The organism is Micrococcus sp. KT16 (assembly GCF_003315015.1).
In the GTDB taxonomy this organism is placed as follows: domain Bacteria; phylum Actinomycetota; class Actinomycetes; order Actinomycetales; family Micrococcaceae; genus Micrococcus; species Micrococcus luteus.
Genome location: NZ_QNRG01000001.1, coordinates 132,178 through 151,111, shown reverse-complemented (window position 1 = coordinate 151,111; position 18,934 = coordinate 132,178). Strand labels below are relative to the sequence as shown.

The following is an 18,934-nucleotide window of genomic DNA, read 5'->3' as shown; positions in this document are numbered from 1 at the left end:
TCCGGCGCCGCATCCGGCCGCCCCTGACCGGGGCGGCCGTCCGCACGAAGACCGCCTGGACCCAGGCGACGGAGGAAGGACCGCACGCACGTGACCGAGCAGGAGTTCCCGCGCCTGGCCCGCGCCCGCGCCGCCGCACGCCCCGACGAGGGGCAGACCCGCCCCGACCCGGCCGCCTGGGTGTCCTCTCTGGGCTCGGGCGCCGAGAACGACACGATGCTGCGGTTCGCGCCCTCGGCGGCCAACAGCATCGACCTCACGGAGGCGAACTCCTCCGGCGTCTCGCAGCTGCTGCTGGGGCGGCGCACCCGTCTGTCCACCCTGCTGCCGGCCGGCCCGGAGCTGGACGCGGCGCACGAGGTGTCCCTCGGCCTGCGCGCCAAGGTCCGCGAGCTGGCGGAGGAGCGCGGCATCGACGTCGGCGCGCTCGCCGTGGGCGTGGCCACGTGGACGGCCGAGGAGGACGGCCGGCGGGAGCGCCGCTCCGCCCCCGTGCTGCTGGCCCGCGTGGCCCTGACGGTGCGCCGCGGCGCCCGGGGCCGGGACGAGCTGGAGGTCCAGATCACCGAGCCGGCCCGCCTGAACCCGGCGCTCGTGCGGAACCTGCGCCGGCACCACGGCATCGCCCTGGACCCCGAGGCGTACCAGCAGGCCGCCTACGCCACGGCGCGTCTCGAGCCCGCCCCCGCGTTCGCCCGCCTGCGCGAGGAGACCGCCGCGATCGCGGACCTGCACGTCGAGGACTGCCTGCTCGTCTCCACGTTCGCGGACCTCGGGGAGACCGCCTCGCTGCCCGCCTCCCTCGAGGATCTGCCCGTCGTGCAGGCCCTGTACGACGCCAGCACCGGCATGGTGCCGCGCCCGGCGGCGCTGCAGCCCACGGGCGCGCCCGCGGAGGACGACGTCGCCCCGGCGGACGAGCGCCTCGTCGTCGACGTCGACGCCGCCCAGGCCCGCGTGCTCGAGCACGCCGCGGCGGGGGAGTCCCTCGTGGTGGCGGCCGCCCCCGGCACCGGGCAGACCCAGACCGCCGCCGCCCTGGCCGCACGCCTGGCCTGGGAGGGCCGGCGCGTGCTGGTCGTGGCCGAGCGCTCCGCCGCCCTGGCCGACGTGCTCGACCGCCTCGAGGAGGCGGACCTGCGCTCGATCGCGCTCGATGTGCCCGCCAACGCGGACCCCGAGCTGCTCCGCCGCCAGCTCGTGCAGGCCGTCCTGCGCTCCGAGCGGGCCGTGGACCCCGACACCGCCCGGGACGAGGCCGCGCTGACCGAACGGCGGCGCCGGCTGCAGGAGCACGTCGGCTCGCTGCACCACGTCCGCCCCCGCTGGGGCTGCTCGCCGTTCCAGGCGATGCAGGCCCTGGCCGCCCTGACCGGGCTCGAGACGCCGCCGGCCACCACCGTGCGCCTCAAGCGCTCCGTGCTGGACTCCACCGTGAACCGGCAGGCCGTGGGCGAGCAGCTCGTGCGCGCCGGTGAGCTCGGCGCCTTCTCGGCCGCCGCCACCGAGAGCCGTTGGTTCGGTGCGCGCGTGCGCAACGTGCAGGAGACCGAGGCCGCCTCGGAGCTGGCCGACGAGCTGGCGGCCGCCCTGCACACCACCCGGCGTGCCGTGGACACCGCCGCCGCCCAGGCCGGCCTGCGCCCCGAGCGCACGGTGGCCGGCTGGGCGGAGCAGGCGGACCTCTACCGCCGTGTGGCCCGCACCCTCACCGAGTTCACCCCGGAGGTGTTCTCCCTCGACGTGCCCCAGCTGGTCGCGGCGACCGCCACCAGCTCGTGGCGGCGCCTCCACCTGGTCGAGATGTCCTCGGTGGCCCGGTCCCGCCTGCGCCGCGCGGCGAAGGACGCGGTCCGCCCGGGCGTGCAGCCCACCGACCTGCACGGCGCCCTCGTGGACGCCGCCGCCGTCCTGGAGGACTGGAACCGCCACGCCGCCGAGCCGGGCACTCCCCCGCAGGTGCCGGACCAGGGCGAGCACGTGATGGGCCACGTCGGCCAGGTGCGCGAGCACCTGCGCCGGCTCGAGGGCGTCCTCGCCCCGGAGGCCGTGGCCGAGGGGCCGCTGGACGAGCGCGACGTGGACGACCTCGTGGCCGCCGTCGACGGGCTCGTGGCGGACCGCGACACCCTGGCCACGCTGCCCGAGCGCACCCTCGTGCTGGACAGCCTGCGCGACCACGGCCTGGCGGAGCTGCTCGAGGACCTGCGCGAGCGGGAAGTGCCCACCGAGGCCCTGACCGCCGAGCTCGAACTGGCGTGGTGGCAGTCCGCGCTCGAGGCGATGATCTCCGGGGACGACTTCCTCGCCATGATGAGCGGCACGGACCTGACCGAGGTCGAGCGCGGGTTCCGCGACCTGGACCGCGCCCATCTCGAGCGCGGCGGCGCCCGGCTCTCCGCCGCGCTGGCCGCGCGCTGGCGGGAGGCACTGCGCACCTATCGCGCGGACGCGGCCGTGCTGCGCACCCTGCTCAAGCAGGGCAGCCCCACGGTCGAGTCCCTGGCCACGATCACCCCCGAGCTCCTGCAGCCGCTCGTGCCGGTGGTCACCACCTCGCCCATGGCCCTGTCCGATTTCCCCCCGGAGTGGCGCGCCGACGTCGTCGTGCTGCTGGAGGCCGACGCGACCGCCCTGGCCACCGCGATGGGCGCGCTCACCCGCGCCCCCCAGGTGGTGGCCCTCGGCGACCCGGTGATCGGGCGCCCGCAGTCGTTCCAGGTGTCCGTGGACCCGACGGCGACCGCCGGGCCCCTGCGCCCGCTGCGCTCGGCCCACGACGCGCTGGACGAGGTGCTGCCCACCCTGCCGCTGCGCACCGTGCACCGTCCCCTCGAGCGGCGCCTCGTGCGCCTGCTCTCCGCGCTCGCCTATGACGGCGCCCTGGACGCGCTGCCCACCGCGGGTGAGGCCACCGGCCGGGATCGCGCCGTCACGGCCGAGTACCTGCCCGAGGGCACCGGCATCCCGATGACCGGCGGCGACGTGGTCGAGTCCACGAACGCCGAGGTCGCCCGCACCGTGGAGCGCGTGTTCGAGCACATCCGCGACCGGCCCGAGCAGTCCCTGGCCGTGGTCACGGTGTCCGAGCAGCACGCCCGCCGCGTGGCCGCCGCCGTGCAGGCCACGGCCGCGCAGGCGCCGTGGGCCCACGAGTTCCTCGCCCGCGGCCGCGGCGAGGACGCCGCCGAGGCCGAACCGTTCGTGATCGTGCCGGTCGTGCGCGCCGCCTCCGTGACGCGCGACGCCGTGATCCTCACCCCCGGCTACGGCCGCACCCCGCACGGCCGCGTGGTGCACCACTTCGGCGCCTTCTCCGACCCGGACGGCGAGCGCATGGTCACGGTCGCGCTCACCCGCGCCCGCCGGCGCCTGCACCTCGTCTCCGCGCTGCGCGCCGCGGACCTGGACGAGGACCGGCTCGACGGCGGCGCCCTCTGGTTCCTGCGGCTGCTCGAGGCCTACCTGGGCGACGACGCCGCGGACCCGGTGGGCATGGTGGGCGACCCGCTGCTGGCCGATCTGCGCGACCGGCTCGAGGAGCACGGCGCCCGCGTCCTGCCCCGCTACGCCGGCGTCATGGACCTGGCCGTGCTCGATCCGCGCGCGGACGAGGCGCCCCGTCCGCTGGCCCTGGCCGGCGACGGCGGCGAGGTGTACCGCGCCCTCACGGTGCGGCAGCGCTCGCGGACCCTGCCCGAGGGGCTCGAGGCCCGCGGCTGGGAGCCCCGGACCACGTGGGCGATCGACGTGTTCGCGGACCCGGAGTCCGTGGCCCGCGAACTGGCCGACCGGCTGGGCGTGGAGCCGACGGACGAGACGGACGAGACCGACGACGATGTCCGCTGACGGCGCGCCGCGCCGCCGCGGCCCGCGCCGGGCGGACGCCCCGGGCACCGGGCCGGCAGCCGCCGACGGCCGCGAACCGCGCCTGCCCGGGATGCCCCGGCTGACCGGCCAGGCCGGGACGTCGCCGGCGACCACGCCGACCGGGAACGCGGCCGGGGTCGAGACCGGTGCGGCCGAGGCCGAGCGCGATCGCTGGCTGCGCGAGCAGCGCCCGCCCCACTGGGGCTGAGCCGGCCCGATCCGGCCGGGTCAGTCCGCGGCGGCGGAGGCCGGGGACGACGTCGAGGACGTCGAGGACCCGGCGGCCGAGTCCGAGGTCGAGCCGCCGGACGAGCCGGTGCCCCCGGTGCCAGAGCGCGAGTCGGTCCGGTAGAACCCGGAGCCCTTGAAGCTCACGCCGACCGAGCCGTACTGCTTGCGCAGGACGCCGCCGCACGCGGGGCACTCGGTGAGGGCGTCGTCGGTGAAGGCCTGGACGACGTCGAAGGCGTGGCCGCAGTCCTTGCAGCGGTAGGCGTAGGTGGGCATGCTCAGCTCCAGCTCGCTCGGGGCGCGCCGGGGCGCGCGGTTCTGGGGGGATCCGACCCCCGATGCTACTCCGCGCCGCGGGCCGGGCTCAGACCCAGCGCAGCCCGGCCGCGGTGACGACGCCGTCCACGGGCCGGTCCGTGGGCTCGGCGGGGATGGCGCCCGCCGGCAGCAGCTCGTCCTCGAACACGAGGGCCACGGTCGGCACGCTCCGCGGCAGCTCGGCGAGGAAGCGGTCGTAGTAGCCCCCGCCCTGGCCCAGGCGCATCCCGTCCTCGGCCACCGCGAGCGCCGGCATGACCACCGCGGTCGCCGCCGCCAGCGCGTCGGTCCCGAGTCGTTCGCCCACGGGCTCGTCCACGGGGGCGTTCGCCGCGCGCGCCGTTGCGACGTCCGGGTGCCACGGAGCCCAGCTCAGGCGTCGTTCCGGCTCGATCACGGGGACGAGCACCCGCGCCCCCGCGGCCAGCAGGCGGGTGCGCAGCCCACCGGTGTCCGGCTCGGTGGCCATCGGCAGCACGGTGGCCACCACCGGGGCGGTCCCGTCCGCGGTCGCCGCGGCCACGCGCGGACCCAGCCACGCCCACAGGTGCTCGACGGCGTCCGCGGACTCGGCGGCGCGGCGTGCGGGGGAGCGGTCGCGGCGGGCGGTGCGCAGGCGCGCACGCAGGGCGGCCTTGGCGTCCACGACGTCGTCGACGCCGGCGACGGGGCCCGTGGCGGCGGGCTCGGGCACGGGAGGGGGAGTGCGCATGTCCCCATGATGCCCGCCGCACCGGTGCCGCGCCCGGCCGCGCATAGGATCGACGCCATGTCCTGGCAGCGTTCCCCCTGGCCCGTGACCCTGCGGCACGGCACCCTCGCCCTACGGCCGCTGCGGCGGCGGGACCGGGAGGCGTGGGAGGAGCAGCGGGCGCACAACCGGGAGTGGCTGACGCCGTGGGACGCGACGAGCCCCGTGCCGGGCGCGGGCCCGGCGTCGTTCGGGCAGATGGTCCGCTGGCACGGCCGGCAGGGCCGGGACGGCAGCGCCTACACGTGGGGCATGGTCCTCGACGACGACCGCCCGGACCGGGACCGCCTGGTGGGGCTGCTGTCCCTGGGCGGGATCCAGTACGGCTCGGTGCTCTCCGGCTCGATCGGCTACTGGATCGACCGTCGCCAGGCCGGCCGGGGGCTGACGCCGACGGCTGTGGCCATGGCGACGGACTGGGCGTTCCGCAGCGCCGGCCTGCACCGGGTCGAGGTCAACATCCGCCCGGAGAACGCGGCCAGCCTGCGGGTCGTGGCGAAGCTCGGCCTGCGCGACGAGGGCCTGCGGCGCGCGTACCTGCACGTGGACGGCGCCTGGCGGGACCACCGGACGTTCGCGGTGACCGCCGAGGAGGTCCCCGACGGCCTGCTGGCCCGGTGGCTGGCCTCGCGGCCGCGCCCCTGAGGGGCCGACGGGACACGCCGCGTGCGGACACGCCGCGATGGCCGGACCGGTCCGCCCCCGGCGCTAGGCTGACCGCATGGACGAGACCACCGCGCCGACGAGGGCCGTGCAGGCCGCGCTCGACGCGCTGGCCGACGCCCGGGTGAGCGCGTCGCTGGTCATCGTGGCCCTCGTGGCCTTCTTGGCCTGGCGGCTCGTGCTGCGCCGCCATCGTCTCGCGTCCGCCCCCGCCCGCCCGTCGATGCCGAGGTCCTTCATGCACCGTCTGCAGAGCTCGCCCGCCGTCCGTGCCCTGACCGCCCGGTTCTCGGGCCGCCTGAGCGCCGCCGCCGACGCGGCGCGCACCGCCCGCGGCCGGACCGGCCTGCACATCCGGTGGGGGCGCACGGCGCTGTTCCTCGCCGCCCTCGTGGCCCTGCTCGTGTTCCTCGTGGCCGGGCTCGCCGCGGCGTTCGGCGCGGGCACGCTGTCCCTGGCCGGCTGGTCGCTCCTGTTCGCCGTGGCCGGGCTGGCCGGCCTGCGGGCCCTCGCGGTCCGCGACCGCACCCGTCGCGCCCGGCCCGCCGCCGTCGTCGTCCCGGCGCGCCCCACCGCCCCGGCGGCCGAGGAGCGGCAGGCCCCGCCCGCGGACCCCGAGCGGGACCGCCGCGTGCTGGAGACCGTGCTGGCCTTCGAGACCGAGGCGCCGCGTCCGGCCGCCGCGCCCGCCGCACCCCGGGCCGAGCCCGTGGTGGTGACCGCCTCCTCTGCCGCCCCCGCAGCGGACCGCGCCGTCACCATCCCCGCGGTGCCGCGCCCCACCTACCTGGACGCCCCGGAGATGGCCCGCCCCCTGCCGGCGCCGCTCGAGACCCCCGCCCCCACCGGCGCGGACACCCGGCTCCAGGACGCCGCACGCACGGCGGACGACCAGATCAGCGCCGCCGCCGAGCAGGACATCGCCGCCCTGGACCTGGACAACGTCCTGGCGCGGCGCCGGGCAGGCTGAGCCGCGCCGGGCGGGCGTGCCCGTGAGCATCGACCGAGCCGCCGCGCGCCAGGCCGTCCGCGCGTCGGGCGAGCGCTGGCTGCGCACCCGAGCCGACGCCCTGCACCTGCAGCGGGGACGTCGGCTCGCGCGCGTCCTGGACCTGGACGTGATGACCGGACGCGCGGGCGACGCCCGCGTGCGCTCCCGCACCCTCGTCCTCGCCCGCGACCCCCGCCACCCCGACACCCCTGCCGCGGCGTGCCCGCCCGTCCTGGGCGAGCGCGGGATCCTGGAGGACGGCACCCTGTGGTGGTGGGCCCCCGCCGACCCCGCCCTGCCGGGCCTCACGCTGACCGCCGACCCGGACGCGCTCGCGGCCCTGCTCGGCACGGCGCCGGGCCGGGCCCGCCTCACGTGGCGCGGCTACCGGCCGCGGGACCGGGCGGTCCTGGCCGTCGAGGCGACCGGCGACGACGGCGTCGTGGCCCGCACGTTCCTGAAGGTGCTCCCGCCCGCGCGGGCCGCACGGGTCGCCCGGCGCATGGCCGCGGCGGGGGCGGCCGGGGTGCCGGTGCCCGCCGTCCTCGCGGCGCCGGAGCGCGGGGTGCTCCCGCTCGCGAGCGTGCCGGGCCTGCCCTGGCGGGCGCTGTTGGCCGGACCCGAGGCCGCCGCGCTCGACCCCGCGCGGGTCGCCGCCCTGCTGGACCGGCTGCCGCCGGTGCCCGAGGAGCCCCCCGGCCCGGCGGGCCCCCCGGCCGGGGCGGCCGGGGGCGTCGACGCGGACGACGGCGGACCCGCCGTCCTGCTCGAGCACGCCACGTGGGCCGCCGTCGTGCTGGACCCCGAGGCCCAGGTCGAGGCCGCCGCCCGGGCGGAGCGGCTCCGCGCGGCGCTCGCGGCCGGGGACCCCGGCCCGCGCGTGCCCGTGCACGGCGACCTGCACCCGGGGAACCTGCACGTGGACGCCGCGGGGGAGCGGATCACCGGCGTGCTGGACGCCGACGACCTGGGCATGGGACACCGCGTGGACGACTGGGCCGTCCTGATCGCCCATCTCGAGGCGGGCGCCGCGGACCTCGGCGCCGGCGGCGCCGCGCTGCGCGCCGTGGCCGAACGGTTCCGGCGCCACGCCCGCAGCGAGGTCGACGAGGTGGCGCTGGCCGCCCGCGTCGCGACCGTGCTCGCCGCCCTCGCGGCGCAGCCGACCGCACCCCGCGCCGTGCGGTCCGCCCGCCGTGCCGCCGCCGACGCCGCCCTGGCCCGCGTCGGCCTCTGACCCGCGACGGCGGCCGCCACAGTCGGACCGGGCCACTCCCTCGAGCGGCGGTCAGTCCGCGCCGAGCCCCTCGCGGAGCGCGTCGAGCTCGTCCCGGACGCGCGCGGCGCCGTCGTGGTCCCCGAGGGCGGACAGGCACTGGTGCAGGCCCGTGAGCGCGCCGAGGCGCACGAGCGTGGAGTCGGTGGAGTCGCACACCAGGCGGAAGAGCGTCGCGGCCTGCTCGGGGCTGCCGTCCTCGGCCACCACGTAGGCGGCGAAGAGCTCGGCCTGCGCGGCGCCCTCGCGGTCCCCGGCGGCCGTGAACAGGTCGGCGGCCTGCAGCGCGGTGGCGATCGCCTCCGGCCCCCGCTCGAGCGACCACAGGGCCCGGGCGCGGGTGTCCGTGTAGTCGGCCACCTGCCAGTCGGCGCCGGCGTCCCGCACGAGGGCGAGCGCCTCCTCGAGGAGGTCGAGGCCCTCCGCCTGGCCGGACTCGCACAGCAGGTACCCGTGCGCGTGCAGCGCGGCCGGCAGCACCGCCGGGTCCTCGTCCACCGCCTGGCGCGCGGCCGCGACCGCCCGCTCGAACAGGTCGAGGGCGGAGGGCCGGGTGCGTTCGTCGCGCTCGCGGTTCACGAGGGCGCCGGCGGCCAGGAGCGTGCGCGCGGCGTCCTCCCACTGGCCGTGGGCCTCGAACAGGCCGGCCGCCTCCCGCCACAGGGGCAGCGCGTTCTCGGCGCGGTCCTGGTCGTGGTGGGCGTGGCCGAGGTCCACGAGGGCACGGGCCTGCTCGACGTCCCGGCCGTGGGTGGCCTCGCGGCGCACCAGCCGGGCGAGCAGGGGCTCGGCCTCGTCGGCGCGGCCGGCGAGCACGAGCTGGTGCGCCCACCAGTAGCTCAGGCTCGAGGCCTCCGGCGCCTCGGCCTTCTCCGCGTGCACGGAGGCCAGCTCCCACGCGGCCACGGCGACCTCCTCGTACCCGTCGAGGTCGCCGGCCACGCGCCCGGCCAGGGCTGCCGCGGAGGCGGCGCCGCGCCGCAGCCCGACCGAGGCCATCCGCTCCGCCGCCTCGAACGCCAGGTCGAGGGCCGCCGTCGGACGGTCCAGCTCGTGGGCGGCGATCGCCCGCACCGTGGTGGCGGAGGCCAGGACGGCGCGGGCGGCGGGCAGCGCGGTGACGACGGCGGCCGCCGCGTCCGCCTCGGCGTGCTCGCCCCGCCACAGGTGCAGGCGGGCGAGCAGCAGGTGCGCGCTGGACCACGAGCCGGTGGGCAGCAGGGCACCGGCCGCGCGCAGCCCGCCCAGGACGGCGATGACGCGGCGGGCCAGCTCGAGCGCGGCGTCCAGGTCCCCGGTGTGCACGCGGTGCACGGCCAGCGCCAGGGCGGCCTCGGGCAGGACGGTGTCCCCGGGGTCCTCGCCGGGAGCACCCGGCTCGTCCTCCACGACGCCGGCCAGCACCGCCGCCTCGACCGTGTCCGGATCGCGCACGAGGGCGGCGCCGAGCTGGGACTCGAGCCCGGCCTGCCGGGGCCGGCCGAGGTGGCGCAGCAGCGCCGCCCGGGCCTCCACCCAGCGGGTCAGGGCGGCCTCGTCCCCGACCTGGCCCGCGGCGACGGCGAGCGCCCGCAGCAGGGCGAGGCGGACGTCGTCCTGGCCGGGCACGAGCGCGGCCAGGCCGGAGTCGGCGAGGCGGGCGGACTCCCGGGGCTCGTCGCGCAGCGCGGCCTCGAGGGAGAGCTCCCACCAGCCGCGGGCATCCAGGGCGGTCGGGACGTCGGGCGCCGCGGTGCCGCGGGCCTGCCGGAGCAGGGCGCGCACCCGGTCCAGGGCGGCGTCGACGGCCGGCTCCACGGGGCCGCCGGAGAGGTCGTCCCGGCGGGGCGGGTCCTGCGGGGTGTCCACGGGCGCTGCTCCTTCCGGGGGTGGGACGGGTGGTCATCCAGCCTAGGGCGCGGGTCGGTGGACCGTGCCGCTGTTCGCGGTGGGCGGTGCTCGTAGACTGGCCGGGCCCGCAGCGTCGCCCGCCGCGGGCCGTCCCACCGCCGCCAGGAGCCCGCAGCCATGAGCACCACCCCCGCCGCCCCGGACGCCGCCGGAGCGCACCCCGCCGGCCCGTTCCAGACGCGCGCCGGCGCCTACGCCCTGATCGTGGACGGCGGCCGCGTCCTGCTCAGCTCGTGGCAGGGGCCCGAGTTCCTGCAGTGGACGCTGCCCGGCGGCGGCATCGAGCTCGGCGAGAGCCCGGAGGAGGCGTGCCTGCGCGAGGTCTGGGAGGAGACCGGCCACACCGCCGAGCTCACGGGCCTGCTGGGCGTCACGACCGGGACGATCCCGGTGGAGAAGCGCCTGCGGGGCGAGCCGCTGCCGCTGCTCACCGTGCAGGTCCTCTACACCGCCCGCATCACGGGCGGCGTCCTGCGCCCCGAGGTCGGCGGATCCTCGACGGACGCGCGCTGGTTCGACCTCGCGGAGCTCAGCGGGCTGCGCACCGCCTCCTGGGTCACCGAGGCGCTCGCCCGTGCCGGGGTGGCCGCGTGAGCCGCCCCGCCCACCGCCGCCCCGCGGCCCTCGCCGCCTCGGCCCTCGTGCTGTCGCTGGCCCTGGGGGCGTGCGGGCGGCAGGCGGACGCCCCGCCGACGCCCTCCGCGTCAGGCGCCCCGATCACGGTCGTGCACGGCGGCGAGGGCCTGGAGGGCGCCGTCGCGGCGGTCCTGGCCCGTCACCTGCGCCTGCACGGCCACGCCGTGGCGGACGAGGACGGCGTCGCCGTGGAGCAGCCCGCGTGGTCCGCCGCCGGCGGGGACACGGTCGCTGTCGTGGACACCCTGGCCCTGGCCGCCGCCGCCGACCCCGCAGCGGCGCTGCCGTCCCCGCCGTCGCCGACGTCGACCCCGTCGTCGACGCCGTCGTCGACGCCGACCGGGACGGAGGCCGGCACGTCCGCGGACGCCGTGCCCACCCCCTCGGCCACCGCCTCGACCGCCGCCCCGAGCCCCACCGCGCTGCCCGTCGGCGACCCCGCGGCCGACGCCCCGGCGGCCGGACGCGTCCTGGAGACGCTGCTCGCCGAGGAGACGGCCGCGGCGGGGACACCGCAGGACGAGGCCCCGGCGGTGCTGTCCTCGTCGGCGGGCGTGCTGCGCCTGACCGCGGTCGTCACCCAGACCACCGCGGCCCGGCTTGAGCTCGAGTCGATCACGGACCTCAACGGCCGGTGCGAGTCGCTCACCGCCGTCGCACCCCCGCCCCTGACCGCCGCGGCGGATCCGGACGCGGCCACGGCCCTGCGCGCCCGCCTGGACCGGCTCGCCGGCTGCCGACCCGAGACCTGGCTGGCCGACACCGAGGACCCGAGCGCCGCCGTCGTCGCGGACGAGGCCCAGGTCGCGCTGCTGACCGACACGGATCCGGAGATCGACGCGAACACGCTCGTCCCGCTCGAGGACGACGGCCGCGTGCTCCCGGAGGGGCGGCTGACCGCCGTCGGCTCCGCCGCGACGCTGGATGACGACGCCGAGCGGCGCATCGCCGAGGTGATGTCCGCCCTCGACGGCGACGGCCTGCGGGAGCTCGAACGGCTCACCACGGGCGCCGACCCGCTTCCCCTCGCCGAGGCCGCGCAGTACTGGCTGGTGGACCATGGCCTGGAGGACGCGCCTGAGGACTGGTTCGTGCCCCGCGGCTCCTGGTTCTGAGCCCGCACGGAGGCGGGGCGCCGGCCCGCGTCGCACGAGCGCGACTGTGATGCACACCGCCCGGGGAGTGCCATGATGGAGGGCATGCCGACCCCGCGTCCCCGCCAGATCCGCCAGTCCGCCAAGCTGCTGAACGTCCGCTACGACGTGCGCGGCCCCATCCTGGAGGAGGCGCAGCGGATGGAGGCCGCGGGCCACCGGATCATGAAGCTGAACATCGGCAACCCGGCCCCGTTCGGCTTCGAGGCGCCGGACGCCGTCCTGGCGGCGATGCACCAGCACCTGCCGCACGCGCAGGGCTACTCGGACTCCAAGGGCATCTACTCGGCGCGCACCGCCGTCTCGCAGTACTACGAGTCCCGGGGCATCCGGGACATCGGCGTGGACGACGTGTTCATCGGCAACGGCGTCTCCGAGATGATCACCATGGTCCTCACGGCCCTGGTCGACGACGGCGACGAGATCCTCGTCCCCTCGCCCGACTACCCGCTGTGGACCGGCGCCACCACCCTGGCCGGGGGCCGGGCGGTGCACTACCGCTGCGTCGAGGAGGAGGGCTGGGAGCCCGACCTCGAGCACATCGAGTCCCTCGTCACGGAGCGCACCAAGGGCATCGTCCTGATCAACCCGAACAACCCCACCGGCGCGGTCTACTCCCGCGCCGTGCTGCAGGGCATCGTGGACGTCGCCCGCCGCCACAACCTCGTCCTCATGGCGGACGAGATCTACGAGAAGATCACCTACGACGGCGCCCGCCACATCAACGCCGCCGGCCTGTCCGACGACGTGCTCACCCTGACGTTCTCCGGCCTGTCCAAGGCATACCGGGTGGCGGGCTACCGCTCCGGCTGGGTGGCCGTGTCCGGGCCGAAGCACCGGGCCGCCGACTTCCTCGAGGGCCTGACCCTGCTGGCCAACATGCGGATGTGCGCCAACGTGCCCGCACAGCACGCCATCCAGGTGGCACTGGGCGGCTACCAGTCCATCGACGACCTCGTCCTGCCCGGCGGTCGGCTGCTCGAGCAGCGCAACCTCGCCCAGGACCGCCTGAACGCCATCCCCGGCGTGTCCGTGCAGCCGGCCCACGGCGCCCTCTACCTGTTCCCGCGCCTGGACCCGGAGGTCTACGCGATCGACGACGACGAGGCGTTCGTCATCGAGCTGCTGCGGGCGAAGAAGATCCTCGTCTCGCACGGCGGGGCGTTCAACTACCCGTACACCGACCACTTCCGGCTCGTCACGCTGCCCAGCGTGAAGGACCTGGACGTGGCCCTGGACCGCCTCGAGGACTTCCTCGAGGACTGGAGGGAGCGCCATGGCTGACACCCCGGCCGCCGAGGCGGGCCGACCCGCCCGCCCCACCGACGACAGCGTCTTCGGCGCCCCCGCCCGGGAGCTGTTCGCCGCCCGCCGCGGGGACGAGGTCCGGGGCCCGGCCGACGTCGACGCCGCCGCGACGCCCGGCTACGGCGGGGACAAGGCGAAGGGCAAGAAGGACCTGGCCGCGCGCGGCCGGGCGCTCGCCGACCTGCAGGAACTGCTGTTCGCCCAGTCGGTGCGCGACGCGCCCGAGGGGGAGGCGCCGTCCCTGCTGGTCGTCCTGCAGGGCATGGACACCGCCGGCAAGGGCGGGATCATGCGCCACGTGATCGGGGCGATGGACCCGCAGGGCGTCCACGTGCACGCGTTCAAGGCGCCGACAGCGGAGGAGCGCGCCCACGACTTCCTGTGGCGCATCCGCCCGCACCTGCCTCGGCCCGGCCTCGTCTCAGCGTTCGACCGCTCGCACTACGAGGACGTGCTCGTGCATCGCGTGCGCGGGCTCTCCCCGCTGGCCGAGGTGGAGGAGCGATACGGGGCGATCCGCGAGTTCGAGGCGGCCGTGCGCGCCGCCGGGACGCGGATCGTCAAGGTGATGCTGCGGATCTCGCCGGAGGAGCAGGCCGAGCGCCTGCTGGCCCGCCTGGACGACCCCACGAAGCACTGGAAGTTCAGCGAGAGCGACCTCGACGACCGCGCGTACTGGGACCAGTACATGGACGCGTACCGGATCGCGATCGAGCGGACGGACACCGAGGACGCGCCGTGGTTCATCGTGCCGGCGGACCGCAAGTGGTTCGCGCGGCTGGCGGTGCAGCAGCTGATCATCGAGACCGTGGAGGGGATGGGGCTCGACTGGCCGAAGGCCGACTTCGACGTCGCGGCCGCCCGCCGTCGCCTGCTGGCGGGCTGAGCGCCGCCGTCGTCGCGGTGGGCGGGGAAGTGGTGGCCGGACCTTGCCAGGCCCGGGGCCGCAGTGAGTTGATGGGGAACACCGGGCGCCGCAGAGGCGTGCCGGATCCGATCCGAAAGGTGGACCCATGTCCGAGAACGCTGCCCAGAACACCCCGCTGACCGGCAAGACCGTCGCGTTCCTCGCGACCGACGGTGTCGAGCAGGTCGAGCTGACCTCCCCGTGGGAGGCCGTGATCGCCGCCGGCGCGACCCCCGTGCTCGTCTCGCCGAAGTCCGGCACCATCACCGCGATGCAGTCCGACTGGGATCACGGCGAGTCCTTCGAGGTGAACACGACGGTGAAGGACGCCAAGGCCGAGGACTTCGACGGCCTCGTGATGCCGGGCGGCACCCTGAACGCGGACGCCCTGCGCATCAACAAGGACGCCCAGGCGTTCGTGCGTGCCTTCTTCGAGCAGCACAAGCCGGTGGCGGCCATTTGCCACGCCCCGTGGACCCTGATCGAGGCCGGCGTCGTGGAGGGCCGCCGCCTGACCAGCTACCCGTCCCTGCGGAGCGACCTGAAGAACGCGGGCGCCCAGTGGGTGGACGAGGAGGTCGTCGTGGACAACGGGCTGACCACCTCGCGCACCCCGGACGACCTCGACGCCTTCAACGCCAAGCTCGTGGAAGAGCTGGGCGAGGGCAAGCACGAGGACCAGACCGCCTGACCGACGTCGGGAGCAAGCCGCGTGGGGGCGGGGGCCGATGGCCCCCGCCCCCGCCGTTTCCCGAACGAAAGCACCGCGGAGGCCGCCGTTTCCCGAACGAAAGTGGGGGGCGGGGTCAGTCGGCGTCGGGGGCGGCCTCGCCGCGCACCTGGTCGAGGCGGGCGCGGGCGCCGTCGAGCCAGGCCTGGCAGCGGTCGGCCAGCGCCTCCCCGCGCTCCCACAGGGCCAGGGACTCCTCGAGACCGGCGCCACCGGCCTCCAGCCTCCCCACGGTCTCCACCAACTCGGCGCGCGCCTGCTCGTAGCTCATCCGGGCCACGTCCGAGACGTCCGCGGAGGTGAAGCCCTCCACGCCGCTGGGGCGGCCCGCGTCCTGCGTCTGCTCCATGCCCTGTTCACTCATGCCTGTCGTGTCCTCTCGTGGGATGGGGTCGGGGTGGTCCGATGCGTCGCGACGACGTCCGCGGCGATCCGCCCGGCCGCCACGAGGATGTCGAGTCGGTCGTCCGTGGCGACCTGGTCCGCCTCGCGCACGACCTGCCCGGCGTGCTGGACCACGGCGTAGCCGCGGTCCAGGGTGCGCTGCGGGGACAGGGCGCGCACGCGGGCGCGCAGCTGTGTGAGGGCGTCCTCCTCGCGGACGAGCCGGTGGCCCAGGGCGGACCGGCCGCGCTCGCGCCACCGGTCCGTCTCCTCCTGCCGGGTGTCCACCATCACATGCGGACGGGCCAGCACGGGCCGGGAGCGCAGGGCCGCGAGCCCCTCGGCCTCGGCGCGCACGCGGCGCTCGACGGCCGCGGCCAGCCGCAGGCGCGCGTCGGCGAGTCCCGCGGCCTCCTGGGCCGCGTCCGGGACGATCCGCTTGGCCGCGTCCGTGGGCGTGGAGGCGCGCAGGTCGGCGACGTCGTCGAGGACCGGGCGGTCCGCTTCGTGACCGATCGCCGAGACGACGGGCGTGCGCGCCGCCGCCACGGCGCGCACCAGCGCCTCCTCCGAGAACGGCAGGATGACCTCCTCGAGCGCGCCGCCGCCGCGGGCGATGACGATGACGTCCACGGCCGGGTCGGCGTCGAGCTCGGCGAGCGCCGCCGCCACCTGCCGGGGGGCCTCCACGCCCTGCACCGCGACCTCGCGGATCTCGAACTCGGCGGCGGGCCAGCGCAGCAGGGTGTTGCGCAGCACGTCCTTCTTCGCGTCCGAGTCCCGGCCGGTGATGAGCCCGATGCGGTGGGGGAGCAGGGGCAGGGGCCGCTTGCGCGCGGGGGAGGTCAGCCCCTCCTCGGCGAGGGCCCGGCGCAGCAGCTCCACACGGGCCAGCAGATCGCCGAGGCCGACCGGGCGCATCTCCTGCACGGTCATGGACAGGCGCCCGGCCTTGAGCCAGAAGTTCGGCTTCACGCGCGCCACCACGCGGGAGCCCTGCTGGACGGTCCCGTCCAGGGTCATGGCGACGTTCCGCCAGGCGGTGAGCGGCAGGGAGACCTCCTCCTCGAGGTCCCGCATGGTCATGTAGACGTTGCCGCGGTTGTTCTTGAACTCGATGAGCTGGCCCTCGATCCACGTGGCGGGGGCGCGCTCGATGTGGGCCTTGAGGTTCTCGGAGAGCCGGCGCAGGGGCCACGGCCGCTCAGCGGAGGTCTCGCCCGCGCGGGCGGGTGTCGAGACGGGCACGTCCGACGCCGCCGAGGCGCCCTCGGTCACGGGCTGGTCCATCCGGGTCCCTCCTGTCCGCGCCCGGTCCGCCCGGGCACGGGCCCACCGTACCGCCCTCACCGGACGCGCAAGACGGCGCCCGGGCGTCCCCCGGACCCGCCGCCGGCCCGGTCGGGCGCCCAGACCGGGGAACCTCCGGCCGGGATCAGTACGCTCGACGGGGTCGGAACGGAACGGAATGGAAGGACCCCATGCGCACCACTCTCAGTTTCCTCGTCGCGGCCCTGGCGGGCCTGCTGGCGGTGCTCGCGACGGCCGGCGCCCTCGTCGACGAGGCGACGCACCGCCCGGAGCTGCTGCGCGGGGTGACGGAGCAGGTCGCCGTGGACCCCGAGGTCCGCGCCGCCGTGCCGGGGGTGATCGACGACGTCGTGCACGACGCCATCCCCGAGCAGGTGCCGGGCCCGCTGGCCCAGGCGGCCGAGGACCTGCTGCGCCCGCTGGCCCAGCGCGTGGCGGACGACCCGCAGGTGGTGCAGGGCTGGTCCGACACCGCCGACGAGGCCCGGCGCGCCTGGCTCGCCCAGCTCGAGGACCCGCAGGGCGCCGACGAGCCCGGCTCGGGCGCGGACGTGACCATCACGTTCGGTCCCGTCGCGCAGTCCGGGATCACCGCCGCCCTGGGCGACATCGAACGTGACCTGCGCGAGGACCGGTTCGACCTGCCCGCGCAGGCGCTGCTGGAGGGGATCGTGGGCGCGGACGTCGGCGACTGGGCCGCGGACACGCTGCTGGCGCCCCTGTACGACCGTGCCGCGGACCTGCGGGACAGCACCGCGCTGCGCATGGACGCGCGCATCGACGCCTTGGCCGGCACGGACCGGGCCACCGTGCACCGCTGGGTGGACGCCTCCGCGCACTGGCGCTGGGCCGCCGCCGCGTCCGTGCTGGCGCTCGTGGGCGCCCTGCTGCTTGCCCCCCGAGGGCGACGGGGTCTCGCCGTGGCCGTGGCGGGTGCGGTCGCCCTGGCCGGCGGGCTGATCGGCGGCGCCCGCCTGGGTCCGGACGCGGTCCACCTCACGGCGCCCGAGGGGGCCTCCCCGGGGGTGGCCGCGTTCGTCCAGCAGATGGAGGAGGCCGCCCGCCCGGCGTTCGCGGCCGCCGTCGCCTCCTACCCCCAGACCCTGACCACCCTGGGCTGGATCGTGCTGGCCGCGGGCCTGTTGCTGGCCCTGGCCGAGCTCGGGGTCGCTCGGCGTGGCCGGGTCCGTGCCGCCCGGGCGGACGGTCCCCCGCGGTGGGCCGCTCCCACACCGCGGCCGACGACACGTCGCGCTGAGCCCGCGGCGAAGCCCGGGCGCGGTCTGCGTCCCGGCCGATAGCATGGAGGGCATGTCCGCTCCCTCCGTCTCCGCCCGTCCGTCCGCCGTCGGCCTCGGGATGCCGCAGGTCCCGCGCGTTCGTCGTTCCCGTGAGGAGGTGGAGGCGGCCGCGCCCGTGTCCGGTGAGAAGCGCGTGCTGCTGGCCGCCCCCCGTGGCTACTGCGCCGGTGTGGACCGCGCCGTCGTCGCCGTCGAGAAGGCCCTCGAGCACCACGGCGCCCCCGTGTACGTGCGCAAGGAGATCGTCCACAACCGGCACGTCGTGGACACCCTGACCGAGCGCGGCGTGGTGTTCGTTGACGAGCTGGACGAGGTGCCCGAGGGCGCCCTGACCGTGTTCTCCGCGCACGGCGTGTCCCCGGCCGTCGTCGAGGAGGCCGCCCAGCGCAACCTGCGCACCATCGACGCCACGTGCCCGCTCGTGACCAAGGTGCACCGCGAGGCCGTGCGCTTCGCCAAGCAGGACAAGCGGATCCTGTTGATCGGCCACGACGGCCACGAGGAGGTCGAGGGCACGTTCGGCGAGGCGCCCGAGCACACCACGGTGATCAACGACGTCGCCGAGGCCCGCACCGTCCAGGTGGAGGACCCGGACAACCTGATCTGGCTCTCCCAGACCACGCTCTCCGTGGACGAGACCCTCGAGATCGTCTCCGTGCTGCGCGAGCGGTTCCCGAACCTGCAGGACCCGCCCTCGGACGACATCTGCTACGCCACCTCCAACCGGCAGGCGGCCATCAAGTCGATCTCGCCGGAGTGCGACCTGGTGATCATCGTGGGCTCGGCGAACTCCTCGAACTCGGTGCGCCTCAAGGAGGTCGCCGCGGAGTACGGGGCCTCCCGCGCCGAGCGCGTGGACTTCGCCAACCAGGTGGACGAGTCCTGGTTCGAGGGCGTGGCCACCGTGGGCCTGTCCTCGGGCGCGTCCGTGCCCGAGGTGCTGGTCCAGGAGGTGCTCGCGCTGCTGGCCGAGTACGGCTACGGGCAGGTGGACGAGGTGGTGACCGCCGAGGAAGACATCATCTTCTCCCTGCCCAAGGAGCTGCGCGCCGAGATGAAGCGCGTGGGCGACGACGGGCGCGCCCTCGGCGGACGCCGCCGCGCCGCCGAGGCCTGAGCGCACCCCTCAACTCCGCGCTGAGCCCCTCGTCACCTCGTTGAGGCCCGCAGACGCGCCGTCACGACGCCGGCGTAGCGGCGCGTCTGCGGGCCT

Annotated in this window: 17 protein-coding genes; 12 read left to right on the top strand and 5 right to left on the bottom strand. The window is 76.8% G+C overall.

The window, feature by feature from the left end; translation table 11 throughout:
• Positions 1-90 precede the first annotated feature (90 nt).
• Both DE149_RS00665 and DE149_RS00660 read left to right on the top strand, forming a co-directional pair.
• Positions 91-3,849 (top strand): DUF4011 domain-containing protein, encoded by a 3,759-nt coding sequence (locus DE149_RS00665; protein WP_113913786.1) that lies wholly within the window; start codon positions 91-93, stop codon positions 3,847-3,849.
• On the top strand, positions 3,839-4,078 hold the full coding sequence (locus tag DE149_RS00660; RefSeq protein ID WP_069941280.1) for a hypothetical protein: 240 nt from the start codon (positions 3,839-3,841) through the stop codon (positions 4,076-4,078). The genes DE149_RS00665 and DE149_RS00660 overlap by 11 nt, the downstream gene beginning before the upstream one ends.
• Positions 4,079-4,098: 20 nt before the next feature.
• Here DE149_RS00660 and DE149_RS00655 read toward each other — a convergent pair whose 3' ends face one another.
• Together DE149_RS00655 and DE149_RS00650 are read right to left on the bottom strand one after the other, a co-directional pair.
• Positions 4,099-4,377 (bottom strand): FmdB family zinc ribbon protein, encoded by a 279-nt coding sequence (locus DE149_RS00655; RefSeq protein WP_044659459.1) that lies wholly within the window; start codon positions 4,375-4,377, stop codon positions 4,099-4,101.
• Between the two features lie 88 nt (positions 4,378-4,465).
• Positions 4,466-5,131, bottom strand: coding sequence for a 5-formyltetrahydrofolate cyclo-ligase (locus DE149_RS00650; RefSeq protein WP_233490681.1), 666 nt, complete (start codon positions 5,129-5,131; stop codon positions 4,466-4,468).
• Between the two features lie 57 nt (positions 5,132-5,188).
• Here DE149_RS00650 and DE149_RS00645 point away from each other — a divergent pair, with 57 nt between their 5' ends.
• The 3 genes from DE149_RS00645 to DE149_RS00635 all read left to right on the top strand — a co-directional run bounded on the left by DE149_RS00645 (position 5,189) and on the right by DE149_RS00635 (position 8,061).
• Positions 5,189-5,815 carry a GNAT family N-acetyltransferase gene (locus DE149_RS00645; RefSeq protein ID WP_100059236.1) on the top strand — a complete coding sequence of 209 codons (627 nt, stop codon included), beginning with the start codon at positions 5,189-5,191 and terminating at the stop codon, positions 5,813-5,815.
• Between the two features lie 76 nt (positions 5,816-5,891).
• Positions 5,892-6,803, top strand: coding sequence for a hypothetical protein (locus tag DE149_RS00640; protein WP_113913784.1), 912 nt, complete (start codon positions 5,892-5,894; stop codon positions 6,801-6,803).
• A 22-nt stretch (positions 6,804-6,825) separates the two neighbouring features.
• The gene (locus DE149_RS00635) at positions 6,826-8,061 is read left to right on the top strand and encodes a phosphotransferase (protein ID WP_147084457.1); all 1,236 of its coding nucleotides are present in this window, start codon (positions 6,826-6,828) and stop codon (positions 8,059-8,061) included.
• A gap of 51 nt (positions 8,062-8,112) precedes the next feature.
• On the opposite strand, the gene DE149_RS00630 is transcribed toward DE149_RS00635, so the two are convergent.
• On the bottom strand, positions 8,113-9,948 hold the full coding sequence (locus tag DE149_RS00630; protein ID WP_113913782.1) for a hypothetical protein: 1,836 nt from the start codon (positions 9,946-9,948) through the stop codon (positions 8,113-8,115).
• 159 nt (positions 9,949-10,107) lie between these two features.
• On the opposite strand from DE149_RS00630, the gene DE149_RS00625 reads away from it, so the two are divergent.
• The 5 genes from DE149_RS00625 (at position 10,108) to DE149_RS00605 (ending at position 14,686) form a co-directional block, all read left to right on the top strand.
• Positions 10,108-10,584, top strand: a complete 477-nt coding sequence (locus DE149_RS00625; protein WP_036381048.1) for an NUDIX hydrolase — start codon at positions 10,108-10,110, stop codon at positions 10,582-10,584.
• Positions 10,581-11,741 carry a glycine betaine ABC transporter substrate-binding protein gene (locus tag DE149_RS00620; RefSeq protein ID WP_113913781.1) on the top strand — a complete coding sequence of 387 codons (1,161 nt, stop codon included), beginning with the start codon at positions 10,581-10,583 and terminating at the stop codon, positions 11,739-11,741. Before DE149_RS00625 ends, DE149_RS00620 begins: the two co-directional genes overlap by 4 nt.
• An 84-nt stretch (positions 11,742-11,825) precedes the next feature.
• Positions 11,826-13,064: a pyridoxal phosphate-dependent aminotransferase gene (locus tag DE149_RS00615; protein ID WP_041104371.1), complete on the top strand. Its 1,239-nt coding sequence runs from the start codon at positions 11,826-11,828 to the stop codon at positions 13,062-13,064.
• Positions 13,057-13,974 (top strand): PPK2 family polyphosphate kinase, encoded by a 918-nt coding sequence (locus DE149_RS00610; protein ID WP_113913780.1) that lies wholly within the window; start codon positions 13,057-13,059, stop codon positions 13,972-13,974. The genes DE149_RS00615 and DE149_RS00610 overlap by 8 nt, the downstream gene beginning before the upstream one ends.
• 127 nt (positions 13,975-14,101) lie before the next feature.
• Complete coding sequence (locus DE149_RS00605) at positions 14,102-14,686, top strand: type 1 glutamine amidotransferase domain-containing protein (RefSeq protein ID WP_113913779.1); 585 nt, start codon at positions 14,102-14,104, stop codon at positions 14,684-14,686.
• 115 nt (positions 14,687-14,801) lie between these two features.
• On the opposite strand, the gene DE149_RS00600 is transcribed toward DE149_RS00605, so the two are convergent.
• A complete protein-coding gene (locus DE149_RS00600) occupies positions 14,802-15,089 on the bottom strand; it encodes an exodeoxyribonuclease VII small subunit (RefSeq protein ID WP_036316619.1) in 288 nt (95 codons plus the stop codon).
• Entirely contained in the window at positions 15,086-16,399 is a 1,314-nt protein-coding gene (gene xseA, locus DE149_RS00595; RefSeq protein ID WP_113913778.1) for an exodeoxyribonuclease VII large subunit, read from the bottom strand. Before xseA ends, DE149_RS00600 begins: the two co-directional genes overlap by 4 nt.
• Positions 16,400-16,590: 191 nt before the next feature.
• On the opposite strand from xseA, the gene DE149_RS00590 reads away from it, so the two are divergent.
• Together DE149_RS00590 and DE149_RS00585 are read left to right on the top strand one after the other, a co-directional pair.
• Positions 16,591-17,721: a hypothetical protein gene (locus tag DE149_RS00590; RefSeq protein ID WP_233490680.1), complete on the top strand. Its 1,131-nt coding sequence runs from the start codon at positions 16,591-16,593 to the stop codon at positions 17,719-17,721.
• A gap of 10 nt (positions 17,722-17,731) precedes the next feature.
• Positions 17,732-18,838, top strand: a complete 1,107-nt coding sequence (locus DE149_RS00585) for a 4-hydroxy-3-methylbut-2-enyl diphosphate reductase (protein WP_036340356.1) — start codon at positions 17,732-17,734, stop codon at positions 18,836-18,838.
• The last annotated feature ends 96 nt before the right edge of the window (positions 18,839-18,934 follow it).